The following is a 19,015-nucleotide window of genomic DNA, read 5'->3' on the forward strand; positions in this document are numbered from 1 at the left end:
GGAAAGGTCGGAGGCGCGATTCCGCGCACTACCGGCCAGATCCGAACAAGAGGCGGCGCAGACCGCCAAACAGGAGTGCGTGATGCCCGGCCCTCTGGACCATCTTGTCGTTATCGAACTGTCGACCGAAATGCCGGTCGCGATCGCGGGCATGCTGCTCGCCGACCATGGCGCCGACGTGCTGAAGGTCGAGCCATGGGGCGGCGCCTATTTCGCCCATGAACTGACCCGCAAGAGCTGGGACCGGTCCAAGCGCAGCGTCGAACTGGACGTGGCCGATGCGGACGACCGGGCGGCGCTGCGCGGGCTGCTGAGCGGGGCGGACATCTTCATCCATGCGCTGGAGGAGAGGGAAGCTAAGGCGCTCGGTCTGGACGGCGAGAGCCTGGCGCGCGACTATCCGCAACTGATCGTGTCGGCGCTGACCGCTTATGGTGCGGACACGCCCTTTGCCGATCGGCCGCGCGGCGAGGGGCTGGCGGCGGCGCTGCTTGGCACGATGATCGACAAGTCCAGTCCGTTCCGCGAAGGGCCGGTCTATCTCGGCCATCCTGCGCTCCATTATGGCCAGGCGTTTCTGGGCGTGATCGGCGCGCTGACAGCGATCCGCGCGCGGCGATCGAGCGGCAAGGGACAGAAGGTCGAATCCTCGCTGCTCGACGCGATGCTGGCCCAGTCGCCGATGAACAACTGGTGGCAGGAAGACGGCATTTCCTACATCAAGGCGGGGGATTCCGGGGCGGTCGACCGGTTCGGCCGGACCCGACTGGTGACCGGCATGTTCGAATGCGGTGACGGCCTGTTCCTGCAGATCCATACCGGCGGCCAGGGCGGCTTCAAGGCGGCGATGGACCAACTGGGCTTTGGCGACCGGGTGTCGGTGGTGAAGGGCGCGGCGGAAATGTCCGTGCCATTGAGCGACGACGAATATCATATCGCCCGGGTCGAGATTTTCGATGCGTTCAAGGCGCGCCCGCGCGCCGAATGGATCGCGCTGTTCCAGACCGCCGATGTGGCGGCGCTGCCAGTGCTGGAACCGGCCGAAGTGCTGCTGGACGAGCAGGTGGAATTTGTTGGCCAGCGGATCGCGCTGCCAGACGCGGAGTTCGGCACCATCTATCAAGCGGCGCCGGCGGTGCGGTTCGATCGCACGCCCTGCGCCGCGCCGCAGCCGGCACCGGCGATCGGCGCCGACAATGGCGCGCTGGCCGACCTGATTGCACGCAAGCGGGGCGAACTGGCGGCGGCGGGCAAGCCGCTCGACCGGCCGCTCGAAGGCATCAAGGTGGTGGACTTCTCCTCCTTCTTCGCGGTGGGCTTTGGCGGGCGGCTGCTGTCGGACCTGGGCGCCGATGTCATCAAGGTGGAGACGCCCGACGGCGACCAGATGCGGCCGCTGCCCGACTGTTTCGACGCGGCGCAGCGCGGCAAGCGCGACATCGTGCTGAACCTGAAGCAGCCCGAGGCGCTGGAGGCGGCGCTGAAGCTGGTGGCGCAGGCCGATGTCGTCACCCATAATCTGCGCCCCGGCAAGGCCGACAAGCTGGGCATCGGCTATGGGGCGCTGTCGAAGATCAATCCGCGCCTGCTCTATGTCTATCTGCCTGGCTATGGCTCCAAGGGGCCGAAGTCGCTGCTCAAGAGCTTTGCGCCCTTGGTATCGGGCTGGACCGGCCTGCTCTATGAAGGGGGCGGCGCGGGCAATCCGCCGACCCGGTCGGTGTTCGGCAATGAGGATTATAATAACGGCTTCCTGGGCGCGGCGGGCATATTGATGGGGCTGGAGCGGCGCGCGATCAGCGGCGTCGGCGACTATATGGAGATACCCCAGCTTCATTCGAGCCTGTGGACCACGTCCGAGCATTTCCTGGATGCCGACAAGCAGGTCGTCTACGGCTTTCGCCTCGACAAGGATCAGGCGGGCTATAATGCGCTCGACCGGCTCTATCGCACCAGCGACGGCTGGATCTGCATTGCCTGTAGGCAGGACGGGCGCTTCGCGGCGCTGGCGCGGGCGGTGGGACAGGCCGGGCTGATCGACGATCCGCGCTTTGCCTCGCCAAAGGAACGGTCGCTGCATGACGCGGCGCTGCTGGCGGCGCTGGAGCCCTGGTTTGCCGACAAGACGAGCGTGGAGGCCTTCGCGCTGCTCGATGCGGCAGGCGTGCCGTGCGAGATACCGGCGGCGAAAAGCTGGGTGCGCGAGGCGCTGTGGCAGGACTGGGCAGTGGCCAGCAACCGGGTGATCGAGAATTTCGATTCCATGTATGGCCATGTCCGCCAGTTCGGCAGCTTCATCCATCTGAGCGACACGCCGGGCCATGCGCGCAAGTCCGCGCCGCGGCTGGGCGAGCATACGCGGCAGATATTGGCCGAGATCGGCTATGCGCCGGACGCGATCGACGCGCTGATCGACAGCGGCAAGGCGATGCAGGCGGCGGACGTGACCGGCCGTATCCAGTCGCGCGTCTCGGCGGCCTGAACCAACAACAGATAATCGGGAAGAGGAACCCAAAGGGTGCAGTTGAACCTTCGTTACGACATGAACCGGCCGGATTTCGGCGCGCCGCATCCCGTGCTCTACCGCACTGCGATCGAGCAGGCACAATGGGCCGACAAGCTGGGCTTTACCCAGGTGTTCCTGGCCGAGCATCATGGCGCGGAGGGCGGCTATTGCCCGTCCTCCATGGTGCAGGCGGCGTCTATTCTGGGCGCGACGGAGAATATCGTTACGCATCTGTCGGCGCTGGTCGTGACCATGCATGATCCGCTGCGGCTGGCCGAAGATCTGGCGGTGCTGGACAATATCGCGCCCGGCCGCGTGTGGCTGACCGCCGGCATGGGCTATCGCCCGCATGAGTTCGAGATGTTCGGCAAGGACATCGCCAAGCGGCTGGCGATCATGAACGAGGCGATGGCCACGCTGAAGCAGGCCTGGATCGGCGAACCGTTCGAGTTTCGCGAACGCACCGTGCGGGTGACGCCGGCGCCGGCGAGCCCGGGTGGCCCCAAAATCTACATGGGCGGGTCGACCGACAAGTCGGCGATCCGCGCAGCCAAGGGCGGCTATCAATATTTCCCCGGCCATCCCGACCTGTTCACCCTCTACAAGGAGGAGCGGGAAAAGGCCGGCTTCCCGCCGCCGGAGGAACTGCGCAAGCCGGCGGCGAGCTTCCTCTATGTCTCCGACGATCCGGACCGCGACTGGCCGCTGGTGGCGCCGCATGTCGCCTATGCGACCAACGCCTATGCCGAATGGGCCAAGGAGCGCGGCACCGGCCAGACACGCTACCAGCCCGCCGAAACGATCGAGGGGCTGAAGGCGATGCCGAACATCAAGGTGCTGACGCCCGACGAATGTTTCGAATATCTCAAGGGGCTGGGCCGGGGCACGGCCGTCACCTTCCACGCGCTGCTGGGCGGGCTGGACCCGGAAGTGTCGTGGCGCAGCCTGCGCCTGTTCGAGAAGGAAGTGCTGCCGCGCCTGCGCGCCGAGCCGGGCCTGCTGGAAAATCCGGGAGAATGAGCATGGAAGAACACAATCGTCGCGGTACGCTGGTCGCCATGCTGGCGCTGCCGATCGGCATGGCTGCGGCTGCCGAAGCGTCGGCCGCGCCCAAGGGAAAGGGGAGCGGCATGGACATGGCCCAGCGGCTTGACATCATCGAGTCCAAGCAGGCGATCACCGAACTCCTCTATGCCTATGCGCGGGCCAATGACCGGGCGGACGAGGCGCTGCTGCGATCGCTGTTCTGGCCGGAATCGACGCACAAGCATGGCAAGTTCGAGGGCAAGTCTTCCGATTTCGTCGGCTTCGCCTTCAAGATCGTGTCGACGCTGAAATATGCCTGCCACCACATCACCAATGTCTCGGTCGATGTGAAGGGGGACAAGGCCTTTTCCGAATGCTATTATTTCGCGCAGCATCGGCGCGACCGCAAGGACGGCGGGGGCGAGGAGGATGTCTTCTTCCAGGGCCGCTATCTCGACGATCTGGAGCGGCGAAACGGGGTGTGGAAGATCATCCGTCGCCGGGGCCTGTCCGACTATACCTCGCCGCCCGAACCGGCGCAGACGCCCTATGCCGACTGGCCGGCGGGGCAGCATAGCGAGAAATATCCGAGCGACGATTATTACAAGATGCGCCAGCAGTTTCAGGGCAGCTAATCCGTGCGGGCGCTGATGTGCGAGGCGCATGGCGCGCCCGAGCAACTGGCGTTCCGTGATGTGCCCGTGCCCCAGCCGGGGCCGGGCGAGATCAGGCTGGCGGTGCGGGCGGCGAGCGTCAATTTCCCCGACGCGCTGATGATCCGGAATCTCTACCAGACCAAGCCGCCCTTGCCCTTCATCCCCGGCGGCGAGGCGGCAGGCGTGGTCGATGCGATCGGCGAAGGCGTCAGCGGCTTTCGCATCGGCGACCGGGTGGCGGCGATCCCGTTCCAGGGCGCCTTTGCCGAGCAGGCGGTGGCGCCGGCCTTCCGCACCAGCATCATTCCCGACGCGATGGGCTTCGACGTCGCGGCCGGTTTCACCATGGTCTATGCGACGGCGCTGCACGGGCTGCGCCAGCGCGGGCGGTTGCAGGCGGGCGAGACGCTGCTGGTGCTGGGCGCTGCGGGCGGCGTGGGACTGGCGGCGGTGGAGATCGGCAAGCGCATGGGTGCGCGGGTGATCGCGGCGGCGTCCAGCGCGGAGAAGCTGGATCTGGCGCGGGCGCATGGCGCGGACGAGACAGTGAATTATGCGGAGGTCGACATCAAACAGGCGGTGAAGGCGCTGGCCGGGGAGCGCGGCGTCGATGTGATCTTCGATCCGGTCGGTGGCGATCTGGCCGAGCCGGCCTTCCGCACCATGGGCTGGGACGGGCGCTATCTGGTGGTCGGCTTTGCCGCCGGGACAATTCCGGCGATCCCATTGAACCTGCCACTGGTGAAGACGGCGTCGATCGTCGGCGTGACATGGGGGATGCATAGCCGGCGCGAGCCGGACATCCATGCCGCCAATATGGCGCAGCTTTATGACTGGTATGAACAGGGCGGATTGCGGCCGGCGATCGGCGCGCGCTTCGGCTTTGACGAGAGCCGGGAAGCGATCCGCTGGATCATGGACCGCAAGGCGCAGGGCAAGGTGGTGATCGAGATGGCCTGATTGGGTCATTACAGGGTCAGGCTCAGGTCATGGCCGCGAAGTTCACACCGTTGATTATCGAAAATTTGGGCGGTTTGAAGCGCAAACGCGCCGCCAAAGTCACGCCGACGCGACAGTCACGCGACATTGGGGTCACGCCCGCGCGCCTGTGACGCGACACGAACGCGCCTGTTGGGTCACGCATGTATTGAAGCAGATCGGCTGGTCCATCGCAGAATATGGAGCAGAAAAGTGCGCAGTAGGAAAGCGGTGCGTCAGTCGGTCGGCCAGTTGGCGAGCGGGGCGCCGGCGATGGCGGTGCGGGCCTGGACGATCATGCCCTTGCCGCGCGAGACGACATAGAGGGTGCGACGATCCGGTCCGCCCCAGCAGAGATTGGTCGGCATCGCGATCTTTTCGCCGGCGGGATCATGCAGGATGTCGATCTGGCGACCTTGTGGCGTCAGCGCGACCAGCCGGTTGGAAAAGGGCAGGGTGATCCAGAGATTGCCGGCCATGTCGAAGGCGATGCCGTCGCAATAGCCGAGTGCTGCCTTTTCCTGCGGGGGCAGAGCGAGGATCGCCTTGACCGTCTGGTCGGGGAAAACGCTGCCCAGTTGCGGGCCGAAATCCTGCGGGTCGGCAAGGGTGCCGTCGGCGTTGCGGCGCCAGCGGCGGATGCGGCCTTCGGCGGTCAGCGAGGCATAGAGATGGCGTTCGTCCCGGTCGAGGCAGAGGCCGTTGACCCCGCGCAGGTCGCGCGCGACGATCGCGGCGCTGCCGTCGGGCCGGACCATGTAGATGAAACCGGCCGGCGTGGTGGTGCCGATATTGGCGACCGGACCCCAACTGCTGTGGGTGCAATAGATGCAGCCATCACGCGCGGTGGTGGGGCCGTTGGAGGCGACAAGTTGGCGCCCCTCCAGTTCCGAGACGAGCGTTTCGACCGTGCCGGTTTCGAGGCTGATGCGCTGTAGCGGGCCGGGCTGCTGCTGGAGCAGGCCCATATTCGCGACGATGACGCGGCCCCGCGCATCGACGGCGACGCCATTGGCGGCGAGCGGCGCGCCGACCTGCCGCAGCGGCTGGCCGGGCGCCAGCACGCCGATCGCGCCGCCGCTGTTGGACAGGAACAGGCGGCCGTCGGGGGCGCTGGCGACACCCTCGGCATGGTCGAGACCGTCGATGACCAGGCTGAAATCGGCCGGGGTCAGGGGTGCCGGGACCGTGGAGGCACGCGGCGTACCGGCGCGGGTGCAGCCGGCGAGCGCCAGCGCCGCGCCGCCCAGCATGGCCGTGCGCCGGTCGACCGCCCTGTTAGCGGCCATCATCTGCGGACCGGCGCGAAGCCGGCGATGCGGTGATCGCCCGCCTCGACCGGGCGGAAGTGCAGGCGCATGTCGCAGGCCGGCTCCACGCCGTCGTCATCGACCAATATGCCAGCGATCCGCACGCCCGGCGCATCGTCCGGCTCGAACAGGATGACGGTGTAAGGGACTTCAGCCTTGTGGTCGCCAGGCAGTAGGCTGCGGATCACGGTGGTGAAGCTATAGGCCTTGCCCTCGGCCGAGACCGGGCGCCATTCCAGCACGGCATCGGGCCTTCCGGGGACGACTTCGGGCGGATACCAGACCCATTCGCCGGTTTCGGCGTCGGCGGTGATGCGCAGTTCGCCGGCATCGAGACCGTCATAGAAGCCCTGGAACAACGGGTCTTCCAGATGGACGGGATAGATGGGAATGCCCATGGTCAGTCCCTCGCAAGGATGGTGGTGGAATGATTATTGCCGCCCAGGCCCGCGACCGCGCAGAGGCGGGCGTCGGGCACCTGGCGGTCGCCCTCCTGCCCGCGCAACTGGCGCACCGCCTCGATCAGCAGGTTGATGCCGGGGACATAGCCGCCCGACATATGGCCGCCGCTGGTGTTGATCGGCATCCGCCCGCCCGGTTTGGCATGGCCGGCGGCGTAGAAGCGCGCGCCTTCGCCGCGATCGCACAGGCCGAGCATCTCGGTCTGGACGATCGCCGAGATGGAGAAGCCATCATAGACCTGGGCAAGGTTCAGATCCTTGGGATCGACGCCGGCCATGGCATAGGCCTGCGCCGCCGAGTCCCAGCCGGGATAGTCGAAGGTGCAGGGTTTCTGCGTGAACAGCACACCATGGGGATAGTTGTTGTAGCCTATGCCGACGCCCTGCACCGATATCACCGGATGGGGCAGGTCGCGGGCGGCTTCCACCGCGCTCACCACATAGGCGCCGCCGCCATCGGTGGTGAGGCAGCAGTCGGCGACGCGCAGCGGGGTCGCGATCATCGGCGTCTGGCGATAGGTTTCGAGGTCCATCGGGTCACGCTTCTGCGCGCTCGGCGTCAGCGCTGCCCAGGCGCGGTATGTCATCGACACGGACGCGAGTTCCTCCTCGGTCATGCCGAATTCATGGGCGTAGCGATTGGCCATGGTGGCGAAATAGGTGGGTTGGCCGAAGAAGCCGGCGGGCATTTCCAGCCCGGCCTTCTGCGGCTCGCGCGCGTGGAAGCCATAGACGCCGCCCGGCTTGGTCGAGCGGATGGCGTAGGGGACGAGGACATGGCGGGCGAGCCCGGCCTCGATCGCCAACTGCGCCAGCCGCAGCGCGTCGCCGGTGGTGGCGGTGCCGCCCGCCGTGTCGGCGACGGCGGTGAAGCGCCGGGTGGCGGCGCCGATCGCATGGGCGACCTCCTCCGACGGGTGGCCGACATATTTGTTGCTGACATGGCCGTCGATATCGGCGGGGGTAAGGCCCGCATCGGCGATCGCGGCCAGGCTGGCGCGCGTCATCATCTGCATCACCGTTTCCTCGCCCTTGCGCAGGAAAGCGGTTTCGCCAATGCCGGTGATGGCGATCTTGTTGCCCTTCATCATGCGTCCTTGAACCCCTTGCCCTGTGCCACCAGTCGTTCGATCAGCGGCGAGGGGGCGAAGGCGGCGCCGTGCGCGGCCTCCAAGGCCTTCAGCCGATCGAGCACGGTGGGCAGCCCCTGGAGATCGGCCCAGAACATCGGGCCGCCGCGATATTTCGGCCAGCCATAGCCGGTGATCCAGACGATATCGACGTCGGACGCGCGCGAGGCGATGCCTTCGTCGAGGATGCGGGCACCCTCATTCACCATGGCGAAGAGGATGCGGTCCTGGATTTCCGCGTCGCTGACATCGCGGCGAACGATGCCCTGCTTCGCGGCGAAATCCTCGATCACCTGCATCGCGACTGGTGAGGGGGTCTGCTTGCGGTTCTCGTCATAATCGTAGAAGCCGCCCTTCGTCTTCTGTCCGTGCCGGCCCATTTCGTTGAGGATCTCGCGGACATTGGCGGAGCTGGTCGTCTTGGGGTTCCAGCCGACATCGAGCCCGACCAGATCGCGCATCTGGAAATGGCCCATGGCAAAGCCGAAGTCGTAAAGCACCTTGTCCACCGCCCAGGGCGTGGCCCCTTCGAGGATCAACTGGTCCGCCTGCCCATTGCGGGCGGCGAGGATGCGGTTGCCGACGAAACCATAGCCATTGCCGACCAGCACGCCGATCTTGCCGATCGTCTTGGCGAGCTTCATGGCGGTGGCGATGATTTCCGGTTTCGTGTCCTTCGTGCGGACCACCTCCAGCAGTTTCATGACATTGGCCGGCGAGAAGAAATGGAGGCCGACGACGCTGTCGGGCCGGCTGGTGGCGGCGGCGATGTCGTCAATGTCGAGATAGGAGGTGTTGGTGGCGAGGATCGCGCCGGGCTTGGCGATCCTGTCGAGCTTGGCGAAGACCTCGCGCTTGACGTCGATCTGCTCGAACACCGCTTCGATGATGAGGTCGCAATCGGCCAGATCCTCCATCGCGATCGATCCGGTGAGCAGACCCATGCGCGTGTCGACATCCTCGGGCTTCATCTTGCCCTTCCTGGCGGTCGTCTCATAATTGCCGCGGATGATGCGCAGGCCGCGGAACAGCGCGTCTTCGTTGGTTTCGACCAGGGTGACGGGAATGCCGGCATTGGCGAAGTTCATCGCGATGCCGCCGCCCATGGTGCCGGCGCCGATGACGCCCACCTTGGCGATCGGCAGGATCGGGATATCGGCGGGCAGGCTGTCGACCTTGGCGGCCTGCCGCTCGGAGAAGAACACATGGCGCTGGGCGGCGGACTGGCTGTCGGCCTGAAGCTCGTTGAACAATTGGCGCTCGAAGGTCATGCCCTCGTCAAAGGGCAGGTCCAGGGTCGCCTCGACGCAGCGGATGATCGCTTCGGGGGCGTTGAAACCACGGAATTTGCGGGCATTGGCCTTGCGGAAATCGTCGAAGATTTCGGGCTTGCCGCGTGCCGCGTCCAGCTTCTCGGTGCGGTCGCGGACCTTGAGCAGCGGGCGGTCTTCGTCGAGCACGCGCTGGGCAAGGGCGATGGCGTCGGCGCGCAACTGGCCTTCGGCGGCGAGTTCGTCGATCAGGCCCATTTCCTTCGCGGCTTTGGCCGAGACCGGGCTGCCGGCGGTCATGAGGTCGAGCGCCTTTGCGACGCCGACGATGCGGGGCAGGCGCTGGGTGCCGCCGGCGCCGGGGAGCAGGCCCAGATTGACTTCGGGCAGGCCGCATTTGGCCGAGGGGACGGCGATGCGATAATGGGCGACCAGCGCGAGTTCCAGCCCCCCACCCAGCGCCGTGCCATGGATGGCGGCGATCACCGGCTTGGTGGCATTCTCCACCACCAGTTGCAGGTTGCGCAGCGTGGGTTCGACCGGCGGCTTGCCGAATTCGGTGATGTCGGCGCCGGCGAAGAAGGTGCGGCCTTCGCAGATCAGCACCATCGCGCCGACCGCCGGATCGCCGATGGCGGTTTCGACCGCGCTGGCGACGCCCTGGCGCACGGCGTTGGAGAGGGCGTTCACCGGCGGCGAATTGACCGTGATGACCGCGATGGAGCCTTCCACCGCATAGGTGACGACGTCATTGACCTTCATTCAAGCCTCTGTGCGTTTGGGCGCCCGGCTGGCCGGCGGATTGCGCGGCCAGCACCTGACGGGCGCGTTGGCGGAAATAATGCTGGAGCCCGGCGATCTCTTCGTCGGTGAGTTCCTGGAAGCGCGGCATGCCCCGTTCGCGCAGGATGCCGTTGTGCAGCACATCCTTCATGCTGGCGGTGTCGAGCGGGACGCCCGACTGGAGCAGGTCCGGCGCGGCGCCGCCCGACACGGCGTTGGCGCCATGGCAGATGGAGCAGCGCTGGCCAAAGACGGTGGCGCCGATGGCGGCCTTGGCCGGATCGATGGCGAAGGCGGGATCGTCGATCACCGGCATGTCGACGGGATCGACTTTCGGCAGCGCCGCCTTGCCATCGAGGGCGAAGGTCAGGACGCGCCATTGCTGGGTGCGGTAATTCCATTCGCGCGGCAGGCCGATCGCGCTGGGGAAACGGGAGCCGGCGATCACCGTCACATATTGCTTGCCGCGGGCGCGATAGCTGATCGGCTGGGCCATCACGGCGGTCTGGGCGTCGAACGACCAGAGCGGCTTGCCGCTGGTGGCGGTATAGGCGACGAACTTGCCGCCGGCATTGCCCTGGAACAGCAGGTTGCCGGCGGTGGTCGCGGTGCCGCCGCCGCCGCGCAGGCCGGGCATCGGGATGCGCCAGGCCTCGCTCTGCGTCACCGGGTTCCAGGCGAGCAGGAAGCTGGTGGCGGGACGATCGGGCGTGACGCCGGGCGGCGGCGCACCGGTGCCGACGCTGATGCGCTGGCCATCGAGATGCTTCCAGCCCTGCAGCGGTTCGGCCGGGTCGATATAGACGCGGCCCTGATCCATCGTCGGGATATAGACAAGGCCGCTGCCCGGATTGAAGGACATCGCCTCGATATTATGGGCGCCGAAGGGCGAGGGGTAGACGATCGCCGCCTTGCCGCCGGGATAGCGGGCAGAGGGGTTCTCGATCGGCCGGCCGCTCTTCACGTCGATGCCGCTGGCCCAGCTGACCGGCACGATGTTGCGGGCGGAGATCAGCTTTCCGGTGGCGCGGTCGATGACGTAGAAGAAGCCGTTCTTGGGCGCGTGCATCAGCACGTCGCGGTCCTGTCCGTCGATCTTCAGCCGGGCGAGTTCCATGTCCATCGCCGAGTTGAAGTCCCAGGTTTCACCCGGATTGGTCTGATAGTGCCAGACATATTCGCCGGTGTCGGCATCGAGCGCGACGATCGAGCAGAGGAAGAGATTGTCGCCCCCGCCCGGACTGCGGATCTTCTGGTTCCAGGGGGAGCCATTGCCGACGCCGATATAGATGCGGTTATATTTGGGGTCATAGGCCATGGCGTTCCAGGCGGTGCCGCCGCCGCCATATTTCCACCACTCGCCGGTCCAGGTCCTGGCGGCCATCGCCATCGCCTTGTTCTCGAAGCCGAGCTTGGGGTCGCCGGGCACGGTGTGGAAGCGCCAGAGCTGCTTCCCCGTCTTCTGGTCATAGGCGGTGACATAGCCGCGGATCGGCGCGAAATCGGCGCCGCCATGGCCGATCAAGACCTTGCCGTTGAACACCCAGGGCGCGCCGCTGATATAGCGTTCGTCATCCTTGCCGATGGTCTGGGTGGACCAGAGCTTGTGCCCGGTGCGGGCGTTGATGGCGATCAGCCGGCCGTCGATCGTGCCGACATAGACGGCGCCATTGTCATAGGCGATGCCGCGACTGCCCCAGGCGCCGCGCATCTTCTGGTCGGCGACCTTCCAGCTTTGCGGATCATAGGTCCACAATTCATGGCCGGTAGTGGCGTCGACCGCGTGGACGACGCTGTAGCCCGAAGCATAATAGAGAATGCCGTCGACCGCGATCGGCGCGGTCAGGCTGGAGCCGCCGCCGTCGATATCCTGATACCAGGCGAGGCCGAGCCGGCCGACATTATGGTCGTTGATGTCCTTCAGCGGGCTGTAGTGATTTTCGTCGATGCCGCCATAGCCGGGCCAGTCGGTGCCGTCGCGCCGGGCCTGGCCGGAGGGCGCGCAGGCCGCGAGCAGGGCCAGAAGCGGCAGAGTGAGGGACGCAACGCGCATGAAGATCAGCCCCCGATCGTCCGGTCGGACGGCCAGAAACGCTGGCGCAGTGCCTTCTTGTTGACCTTGCCCATGATGGTGCGGCCGATATCGTCGACCATCTCGTAACCGCGCGGGCATTTATAGCCGGCGAGGCTGGCGCGGCAGAAGGCGTTGAGTTCGTCGGCGCTCGGCGGATCGGCCGGATCGCGCGGGATGACCAGCGCGCGGGCTTCCTCGCCCATTTCCGCATTGGGGGCGGCGACCACGGCAATGTCGGCCACCTTGGGATGGCGCAGCAGCACATGTTCGGATTCCGCCGGATAGATGTTGACGCCGCCCGACACGATCATGTCGGACACGCGATCGGTGATGAAGAGATAGCCCGCATCATCGACATAGCCCATTTCGCCCAGGGTGAAGATGCCCGGCGCGATATGGGCGGCGGCGGTCTTTTCCGGATCGCCGCGATAGACGATGCCATGGCCGCTGGTGTCGCGGAAATAGACCTGGCCAACCTCGTTGGCGCCCAGCACCGCGCCATCATCGCCATAGATGACGGTTTCGAACGGGGCCAAGGCGCGGCCGACCGATCCGGGCCGCTCCAGCCATTCGGGCGAGGTGATGAAGGTGGTGGAGCCGGCTTCGGTGCCGCCATAGGCCTCCACCAGGACCGGGCCGAACCAGTCGATCATCGCCTGCTTGACGGCGCGGGGACAGGCCGCGCCGGTATGGGCGAGGCGCTGGATGCTGGAGATGTCATATTTCGCGCGCACCTCCTCCGGCAGAGCGAGCATGCGCTGGAAATGGGTGGGGACCATGACCGATCCGGCGACCCGATATTGCTCGATCAGCGCCAGCGCCTTTTCCGCGTCGAAATGCTCGACCGTGATGAGGCTCATGCCGCCGAAGACGTTGCGGGCCATGCCGAGCGGGCCGGTATGGTAGAGCGGGCCGACGGCGATGCCGGGCGAGGGGGTGATGCGGGCGCGCACCGTTTCCGCAAGCGCCTGCACGGTGGCGACGCGCGGGAAATATTGCGGCGGGGTCTCGGTCGCCTTGGGCCGGCCGGTGGTGCCGGAGGTGTAATGGAGATGGGGCAGCGGAGCGACATTCGGGTCAGGCTCGGCGGTGGAGGCGGCGGCGAGCCACTCTTCCCAATGGATCACGCCTTCGTGGTCGGGGCAGCGCCAGCCGATGACGGTGGCGACGCCCGCCTCGGCCGCGGCGGCGAGGCCCGCCTCCATCGTTTCCGGGCCGACCAGCAGGGCGACGGCGCCGCTGTCCTTCAGGATATAGGCGGCCTCCGACGGGGTGAGATGGAAACTGACCGGGACGCTGGAAATGCCGGCCTCCAGACAGGCGACATAGGCGATCACGGTTTCGGCGCTGTTGGGCGCGAAGACGGCGACCCGGCGTTCGTGCAGGTCGAGGCCGTTTAGCGCATTGGCGGCGCGGTTGAGCCGATCGTCCAGTTGCAGCCAGTCGAGGGAGACGCGCTCGTCGGTCAGCGCCATGTCGGTGCGCCGGTCGGGCGCGACAGCCTGGAGGGTGAGAGACATCGGGCGTCCTTTCAGGCGGCCGGCGCGTGGACGGCACGCGCGGCGATGGTGGGGGCGAGGTAGCGCAGGGCCATGCGGAAGGAGAGGAGGGCAATGACCGAGCAGACGGTGACGACCACCGCCAGCGACTGGCCCAGCGCGGCTTCCGACCGGAAGACATATTGGGTGAGTGCGGCGACGATCGCCGGGCCGGCGCCCAGGCCCAATATGGTGAAGACGAACAGGAAGAAGGCCAGCATCCGCGCACGGATCGTCGCCGGCGCGATCAGCCCCATGATCGAGGAGACATAGACCATGAAGGGCACGGTGATGAACTGCGCCACGCAGTAGCAGACCAGGAAGACATAGACGTTGGTGGCAAAGAACATATAGGCGACCACCGGCAGGAAGCCGAGGATCAGCCAGCTGTAGAAGCGCAGATGCGCGTCCTTCATGCCGCGCGTGAACAGGCGGTCGACGATCCAGCCGTTGATCACCAGCGACACGGCCGAAACGATGTTCATGAGGCTCAAAGCCACGCCATATTGCACCGGCTTCCAGCCGAAATGCCGCTCGATATAGGCGGGCACCCAGTTGGTCATCGAATAGCCGCACATGGCAAGGCAGGAGGTGCCGACGAGCATCAGCGCCAGCAGCCGCCAGTTCTGGCGCACGAAGCCGGCGATCGCGCCCTTTTCCGCGACCGGGCGGTTGCCCGTTTTTGCGTCGCGACGGCCAGGCTCGGGAAAGGTGAAGACGAGGAAGGCGATGAGCAGGCCGGGAATGCCGACCATCATCATCACCAGTTGCCAGGGCTGGGCCGGGCCATGGAAGGGAATATGGATGCCGCTGTGCGCGGCGGCGAAGGCGATGGCAACGCCGCCTAGGGCAAATGCTGTCGCCGAGCCGACCTTGCCCGCCATCTGGAAGGTGGAGGTGGCACGGGTCAGCAGGCGTTGCGGAAAGGCGTCGGCGATCAGCGAATAGGCAGCGGGCAGCAGCGCAGCCTCCCCCACGCCGACGAAGATGCGGCCGACCAGCAGCGCCTCATAGCTTTGCGCGAAGCCGCAGGCGGTCGTGGCGACGGCCCATAGCGCGACCCCGCCGAAGATGATCCAGCGGCGCGAGAAGCGGTCTGCCGCCCAGCCGAGCGGCAGGCCGAAAATGGCGTAGAAGATGGCGAAGGAGGTCGAGGTTATCATGCTGATCTGGACATCGCTGAGCAGCAGATGTGCCTTGATCGGCGTGACCAGCATCGACACGATCAGCCGGTCGACCCAGGACAGGACATAGAGGCCGAACAATACGGCCACCATCCACCAGGCGGTGCCCAGATGCCGGGTATCGCGGCCGTCCCGGCCTGTTTCCTGGCTGGTCATCAGCATGATCCTTCCCTTCGCCCTTTCGCGTCTCTCAGCGTTGCGGCAATGCGTTGAGTTCGGCGATCTTGAGCTTGCCGAGCTGGGCCATGTGGACTTCGTCCGGCCCGTCGGCGAGACGCAGATAGCGCGCGTTCATGAAGGCGGCGGCAGGCGGAAAATCGCTGGCCATGCCAATGCCGCCGAACACCTGCATCGCCCGGTCGGCGACCGTCTGGGTCATGCGCGGGGCGACGATCTTGATCGCGGCGATCAGATCCTTGGCGACCTTGTTGCCGTGGCGGTCCATCGCGTCGGCGGCCTTGAGCGTCAGCAGCCGGGCCTGTTCGATCTCGCAGAAGGACAGGGCGATATCCTGGCGAATGCTGCCCTGGTCGGCGAGCTTGCGGCCGAAGGCGACGCGGCTGTCGACGCGGCGGGCCATATATTCGAGCGCGCGCTGGGCCTGGCCGATGAGGCGCATGCAGTGGTGGATGCGGCCCGGCCCGAGCCGACCCTGCGCGATTTCGAAACCGCGTCCTTCGCCCAGGATCAGATTTTCCCTGGGCACGCGCACATCCTTGAAGACCATTTCGGCATGGCCGCCGGGGGAGTGGACCGCGTTCATCACGTCCAGCGGGCGGACGATCTCTATCCCCGGCGTGTCGGCCGGGATCAGGATCTGCGAATGCTGCTGGTGGCGCGGCCGGTCGGCATTGGGGGTGCGGCCGAGCAGGATGTAGATTTTCGTATTCGGATCGAGCGCGCCCGAAATCCACCATTTGCGGCCGTTGATGACATAGTCGTCGCCATCGGCGACGATCGTCGTTTCGACATTGGTGGCGTCGGACGAGGCGACGCCCGGTTCGGTCATGACATAGCAGGAGCGGATATCGCCGGCGAGCAGGGGCTTGAGCCATTTTTCCTGCTGCTCGGGCGTGCCGTAGCGGGCGAGCACTTCCATATTGCCGGTGTCGGGGGCGGAGCAGTTATAATATTCCGACGATCCGATCACCCGGCCCATCAGTTCGGCCAGCGGCGCATATTCGAGGTTGGTGAGGCCGGGGCTCCATGCCCCATATTCATGGGGCAGGAACAGGTTCCACAGGCCCGCTTCCTTCGCCTTCGCCTTGATCGTCTCGGTGCCCGGCCAGCGCTGCCACAGATGGGCGGGATCATGGTGGAAATGATCCCGTTCCTTCTCGATCGGATAGACATGGGCGTCCATGAAATCGGTGAGTTGCGCCCGCAGCGCCTGCACCTTGTCGGAATATTCGAAATCCATGCGATCGGTCCTTTTGGGAAATGGGGCTAAGGCGGGCAGGGGATCAGGTCAGCGTAAGGCCGCCGTCCACGATCAGCGTCTGCCCGCAGATGTAAGTGGAGAGGGGGGAGGCGAGGAACAGAGCGACGCCGGCCATCTCCTCCACCGAGCCGAAGCGGCCGAGCGGGATGCGCGACAGCGCGCGGTCGCGCCGCTCGTCATTGTCCATCGTCACCTTGGTCATCTTGGTATCGACCAGGCTGGGGGCGATGCCGTTGACGCGGATGCCGTCGCCCGCCCAGGCGATCGCGAGCGCGCGGACCAGATTGACGGCGCCGGCCTTGGACGCGGCATAGGCGGGGTTGCCGAAGGTCGCCTTGAACCCGCCGATCGAGCTGACGACGATGACGGCGCCCTTTGTGGCGGCCAGCGCATCCTTGAAGCGGTTGGAGATGTGGAGGATGGAGTCGAGATTGACCGCCATCACCTTGTTCCAGCCGTCGACCTCGAACTCCTGCCGGCGGTAGAGGACGGCGCCCTGCGAATGGATGAGGATATCGAGTGCATCGAAGGGGGCGGGTGCGGCGGCGATCGCGGCGGGATCGCTGACATCGACCTGGGTATAGCCGATGCCGTCCAGCTCCGATCCCTCCTCGCCGGCATAGTCGGCGGCGCTGGCGCGGGTGCCCCAGACATGGACGCGGGCGCCGCGCTTCAGAAAGGCCTGGGCCATGCCATTGCCGATGCCGCTCGATCCGCCGACCACCAGCACCGTCTTTCCGGTGAAGTCCAGTTCATTGCCCAAGGGGGAACATCCTTCCTGCATGTCAGCGGATCAGCGCCTGGGCGCGGTCGAAAAGGTGGATGGCGCGGCTGTGGAGCCGATCGCCGGTGTCGCGTGGCGCCTTGCCGGCGCAGGCGCGGGCATGGGTACCCTCCAGCAGGATGCCGAGCTTGTAGCAGGCGAGGACATGATACCAGTCGACCGCCGACAGATCGCGCGCGGAGCCGGCGCCATAGCGCGCGACCAGCTCGGCGGGCGTCGGGAAACCCTCCCACGGGGTGACCGACACGGTGCTGGCGCCGCTGCCGTCGGGCCAGGTGGCCAGCACCCAGCCCAGGTCCAGCAGCGGATCACCGATCGTTGCCAGTTCCCAGTCGATGATCGCGGCAAGATCGCCGCTGTCGGGGCGGTACATGACATTGGCGAGATGATAGTCGCCATGCATGATGCCGGGGGTGAAATCGGCCGGGCGGTGCCGTTCCAGCCAGGCGGCGATGGCTTCGACGCTGGGCAGCGCCTGCGGTCCGGTCCAGTCGGCAAATTCGCCATAGCCGGCAAGCTGGCTGCGCCAGCGATCGACCTGGCGGCCGAGGAAATTGTCGGGCCGGCCGAAATCGGCGAGGCCGAGCGCCTGATGATCGAGCGCGCCCAATGCGGCGATGCCGTCGACCAGGGCCAGGCCCATGGCATGGCGCATCGCGGGCGATCCGGCATGGGGCATGGGCAACTGGCCGACCGGATTGAAGCCGTCGACCGGCTCCATCAGGTAGAAGGCGACGCCGAGCACGCTTTCGTCGCCGCAATCGGCGATCAGTGCGGGATGGGGCACATTGGTTCCGGCGATAGCGCGCAGCAGCCGCGCCTCGCGCCGCATCGTTTCATTGCTGTTGGGGCGGGGGTGCGCCGGCGGGCGACGGAAGATATAGTCGCGGCCGTCGCGGGTCAGGCGCAGCAGGATATTCTGCGTCCCCCCGGCAAGCGGCGTCACGTTGTCGATCGGACCGGCGCCAAGCCCCTGATCCGTCATCCACGTCGCCAGCGACTCGATGTCGACCGCTGATTCCACTTAGGCATCCCTCACTTTTATCGACTGTTAGCCGTCGATTAGGTCAATTGGATAATGCACTTGACGAACCAGCATTGCAATGAGAAATTGCACTCATGGTCAGACTTCAACTTGCCAAGGCCGAAGATGCCGCCCGCGGATCCGCTGCCGAGCAGATCAAGCAGGTGGCGTTGCGCCTGTTCGCCGAAAAGGGCGTCGATGGCGTGACCGTGCGCGAGATTGCGGCGGCGGCGGGGCAGAAGAATCACGGCGCCGTCAGTTATTATTTCGGATCGAAGGAGGCACTGGTCCGGGCGCTGGTGATGGACGGCGCGATGGCGCTGGACCGGGAGCGCAATGCGGCGCTCGACGGGCTGGAGGCGCAGGGTGGGCCGCGCACGATCCGCGAGGTGGTGGAGATATTGGTGCGGCCGGTGCTGGCGCTGCCCGACAGCCATTATGTCCAGTTCATCGTCATCTTTGCCATGACCCATCGAGACATGATGCTGGATGCGATCGATCCGGCCTGGAACAGCGCCTATGGCCGGTGCCTGGACCATTTGCGGGGCATGATGGCGGACTTGCCGGTGGCGTTGCAGAACCAGCGCTTCGTATTCATGGGCGCTTACCTCAGCGCCGTGCTGTCGGCGCGGCAGCGGGCTTTAGCGGACGCGAGTCGCGCGCATCCGATGTGGGGCAGCGAGGCGAGTGTCGAGCATTTCCTGCAGACGCTGGTGGCGTTGCTGGAGGCGCCGGCGGATCTGCCGGCGGCGATGCTCAAGGGGCTGGGGCAACGCGACGGCGCTATTGCGGATCGACCCGGCCCTGTCGGTTGAACCGGGGCGCAATCACAATCAGAACATAGAAGAC

The 19,015-nt window shown here is 66.2% G+C and carries 16 protein-coding genes; 6 read left to right on the plus strand and 10 right to left on the minus strand.

Going from position 1 to position 19,015, the window contains the following annotated elements; translation table 11 throughout:
* Positions 1–82 precede the first annotated feature (82 nt).
* The 5 genes from GGQ90_RS04800 to GGQ90_RS29635 are packed head-to-tail and all read left to right on the plus strand — an operon-like array spanning position 83 to position 5,300.
* Positions 83–2,482: a CaiB/BaiF CoA-transferase family protein gene (locus GGQ90_RS04800; RefSeq protein WP_188081077.1), complete on the plus strand. Its 2,400-nt coding sequence runs from the start codon at positions 83–85 to the stop codon at positions 2,480–2,482.
* A gap of 36 nt (positions 2,483–2,518) precedes the next feature.
* On the plus strand, positions 2,519–3,526 hold the full coding sequence (locus GGQ90_RS04805; RefSeq protein ID WP_343053533.1) for an LLM class flavin-dependent oxidoreductase: 1,008 nt from the start codon (positions 2,519–2,521) through the stop codon (positions 3,524–3,526).
* A 2-nt stretch (positions 3,527–3,528) separates the two neighbouring features.
* Positions 3,529–4,167 carry a nuclear transport factor 2 family protein gene (locus GGQ90_RS04810; RefSeq protein ID WP_188081078.1) on the plus strand — a complete coding sequence of 213 codons (639 nt, stop codon included), beginning with the start codon at positions 3,529–3,531 and terminating at the stop codon, positions 4,165–4,167.
* A 3-nt stretch (positions 4,168–4,170) separates the two neighbouring features.
* Positions 4,171–5,148 carry an NADPH:quinone oxidoreductase family protein gene (locus GGQ90_RS04815; RefSeq protein WP_343053534.1) on the plus strand — a complete coding sequence of 326 codons (978 nt, stop codon included), beginning with the start codon at positions 4,171–4,173 and terminating at the stop codon, positions 5,146–5,148.
* A 29-nt stretch (positions 5,149–5,177) separates the two neighbouring features.
* Complete coding sequence (locus tag GGQ90_RS29635) at positions 5,178–5,300, plus strand: hypothetical protein (protein WP_281391416.1); 123 nt, start codon at positions 5,178–5,180, stop codon at positions 5,298–5,300.
* A gap of 102 nt (positions 5,301–5,402) precedes the next feature.
* Here the strand turns inward: GGQ90_RS29635 and GGQ90_RS04820 are convergent, their stop codons facing one another.
* The 10 genes from GGQ90_RS04820 to GGQ90_RS04865 are packed head-to-tail and all read right to left on the minus strand — an operon-like array spanning position 5,403 to position 18,166.
* Entirely contained in the window at positions 5,403–6,458 is a 1,056-nt protein-coding gene (locus GGQ90_RS04820; protein ID WP_246428124.1) for an SMP-30/gluconolactonase/LRE family protein, read from the minus strand.
* Entirely contained in the window at positions 6,455–6,874 is a 420-nt protein-coding gene (locus GGQ90_RS04825) for a Zn-ribbon domain-containing OB-fold protein (protein WP_188081079.1), read from the minus strand. The genes GGQ90_RS04820 and GGQ90_RS04825 overlap by 4 nt, the downstream gene beginning before the upstream one ends.
* A 2-nt stretch (positions 6,875–6,876) precedes the next feature.
* Positions 6,877–8,028: a thiolase family protein gene (locus GGQ90_RS04830; protein WP_246428125.1), complete on the minus strand. Its 1,152-nt coding sequence runs from the start codon at positions 8,026–8,028 to the stop codon at positions 6,877–6,879.
* Positions 8,025–10,100, minus strand: coding sequence for a 3-hydroxyacyl-CoA dehydrogenase NAD-binding domain-containing protein (locus tag GGQ90_RS04835; protein ID WP_188081080.1), 2,076 nt, complete (start codon positions 10,098–10,100; stop codon positions 8,025–8,027). The genes GGQ90_RS04830 and GGQ90_RS04835 overlap by 4 nt, the downstream gene beginning before the upstream one ends.
* Positions 10,087–12,174 carry a PQQ-dependent dehydrogenase, methanol/ethanol family gene (locus tag GGQ90_RS04840; protein WP_188081081.1) on the minus strand — a complete coding sequence of 696 codons (2,088 nt, stop codon included), beginning with the start codon at positions 12,172–12,174 and terminating at the stop codon, positions 10,087–10,089. The genes GGQ90_RS04835 and GGQ90_RS04840 overlap by 14 nt, the downstream gene beginning before the upstream one ends.
* Before the next feature lie 5 nt (positions 12,175–12,179).
* A complete protein-coding gene (locus GGQ90_RS04845; RefSeq protein WP_188081082.1) occupies positions 12,180–13,715 on the minus strand; it encodes an AMP-binding protein in 1,536 nt (511 codons plus the stop codon).
* An 11-nt stretch (positions 13,716–13,726) separates the two neighbouring features.
* Positions 13,727–15,073 carry an MFS transporter gene (locus GGQ90_RS04850; RefSeq protein WP_246428126.1) on the minus strand — a complete coding sequence of 449 codons (1,347 nt, stop codon included), beginning with the start codon at positions 15,071–15,073 and terminating at the stop codon, positions 13,727–13,729.
* 34 nt (positions 15,074–15,107) lie between these two features.
* Entirely contained in the window at positions 15,108–16,337 is a 1,230-nt protein-coding gene (locus GGQ90_RS04855; protein ID WP_188081084.1) for an acyl-CoA dehydrogenase family protein, read from the minus strand.
* A 43-nt stretch (positions 16,338–16,380) separates the two neighbouring features.
* Positions 16,381–17,121, minus strand: coding sequence for an SDR family NAD(P)-dependent oxidoreductase (locus GGQ90_RS04860; protein ID WP_188081085.1), 741 nt, complete (start codon positions 17,119–17,121; stop codon positions 16,381–16,383).
* A 22-nt stretch (positions 17,122–17,143) separates the two neighbouring features.
* The gene (locus GGQ90_RS04865; protein ID WP_188081086.1) at positions 17,144–18,166 is read right to left on the minus strand and encodes a phosphotransferase; all 1,023 of its coding nucleotides are present in this window, start codon (positions 18,164–18,166) and stop codon (positions 17,144–17,146) included.
* 95 nt (positions 18,167–18,261) lie between these two features.
* Here GGQ90_RS04865 and GGQ90_RS04870 point away from each other — a divergent pair, with 95 nt between their 5' ends.
* Positions 18,262–18,981, plus strand: coding sequence for a TetR/AcrR family transcriptional regulator (locus GGQ90_RS04870; protein ID WP_188081087.1), 720 nt, complete (start codon positions 18,262–18,264; stop codon positions 18,979–18,981).
* Positions 18,982–19,015: the final 34 nt, after the last annotated feature.

Origin of the sequence: Sphingobium scionense, from assembly GCF_014197035.1 — a bacterium.
Taxonomy (GTDB): Bacteria; Pseudomonadota; Alphaproteobacteria; order Sphingomonadales; family Sphingomonadaceae; genus Sphingobium; species Sphingobium scionense.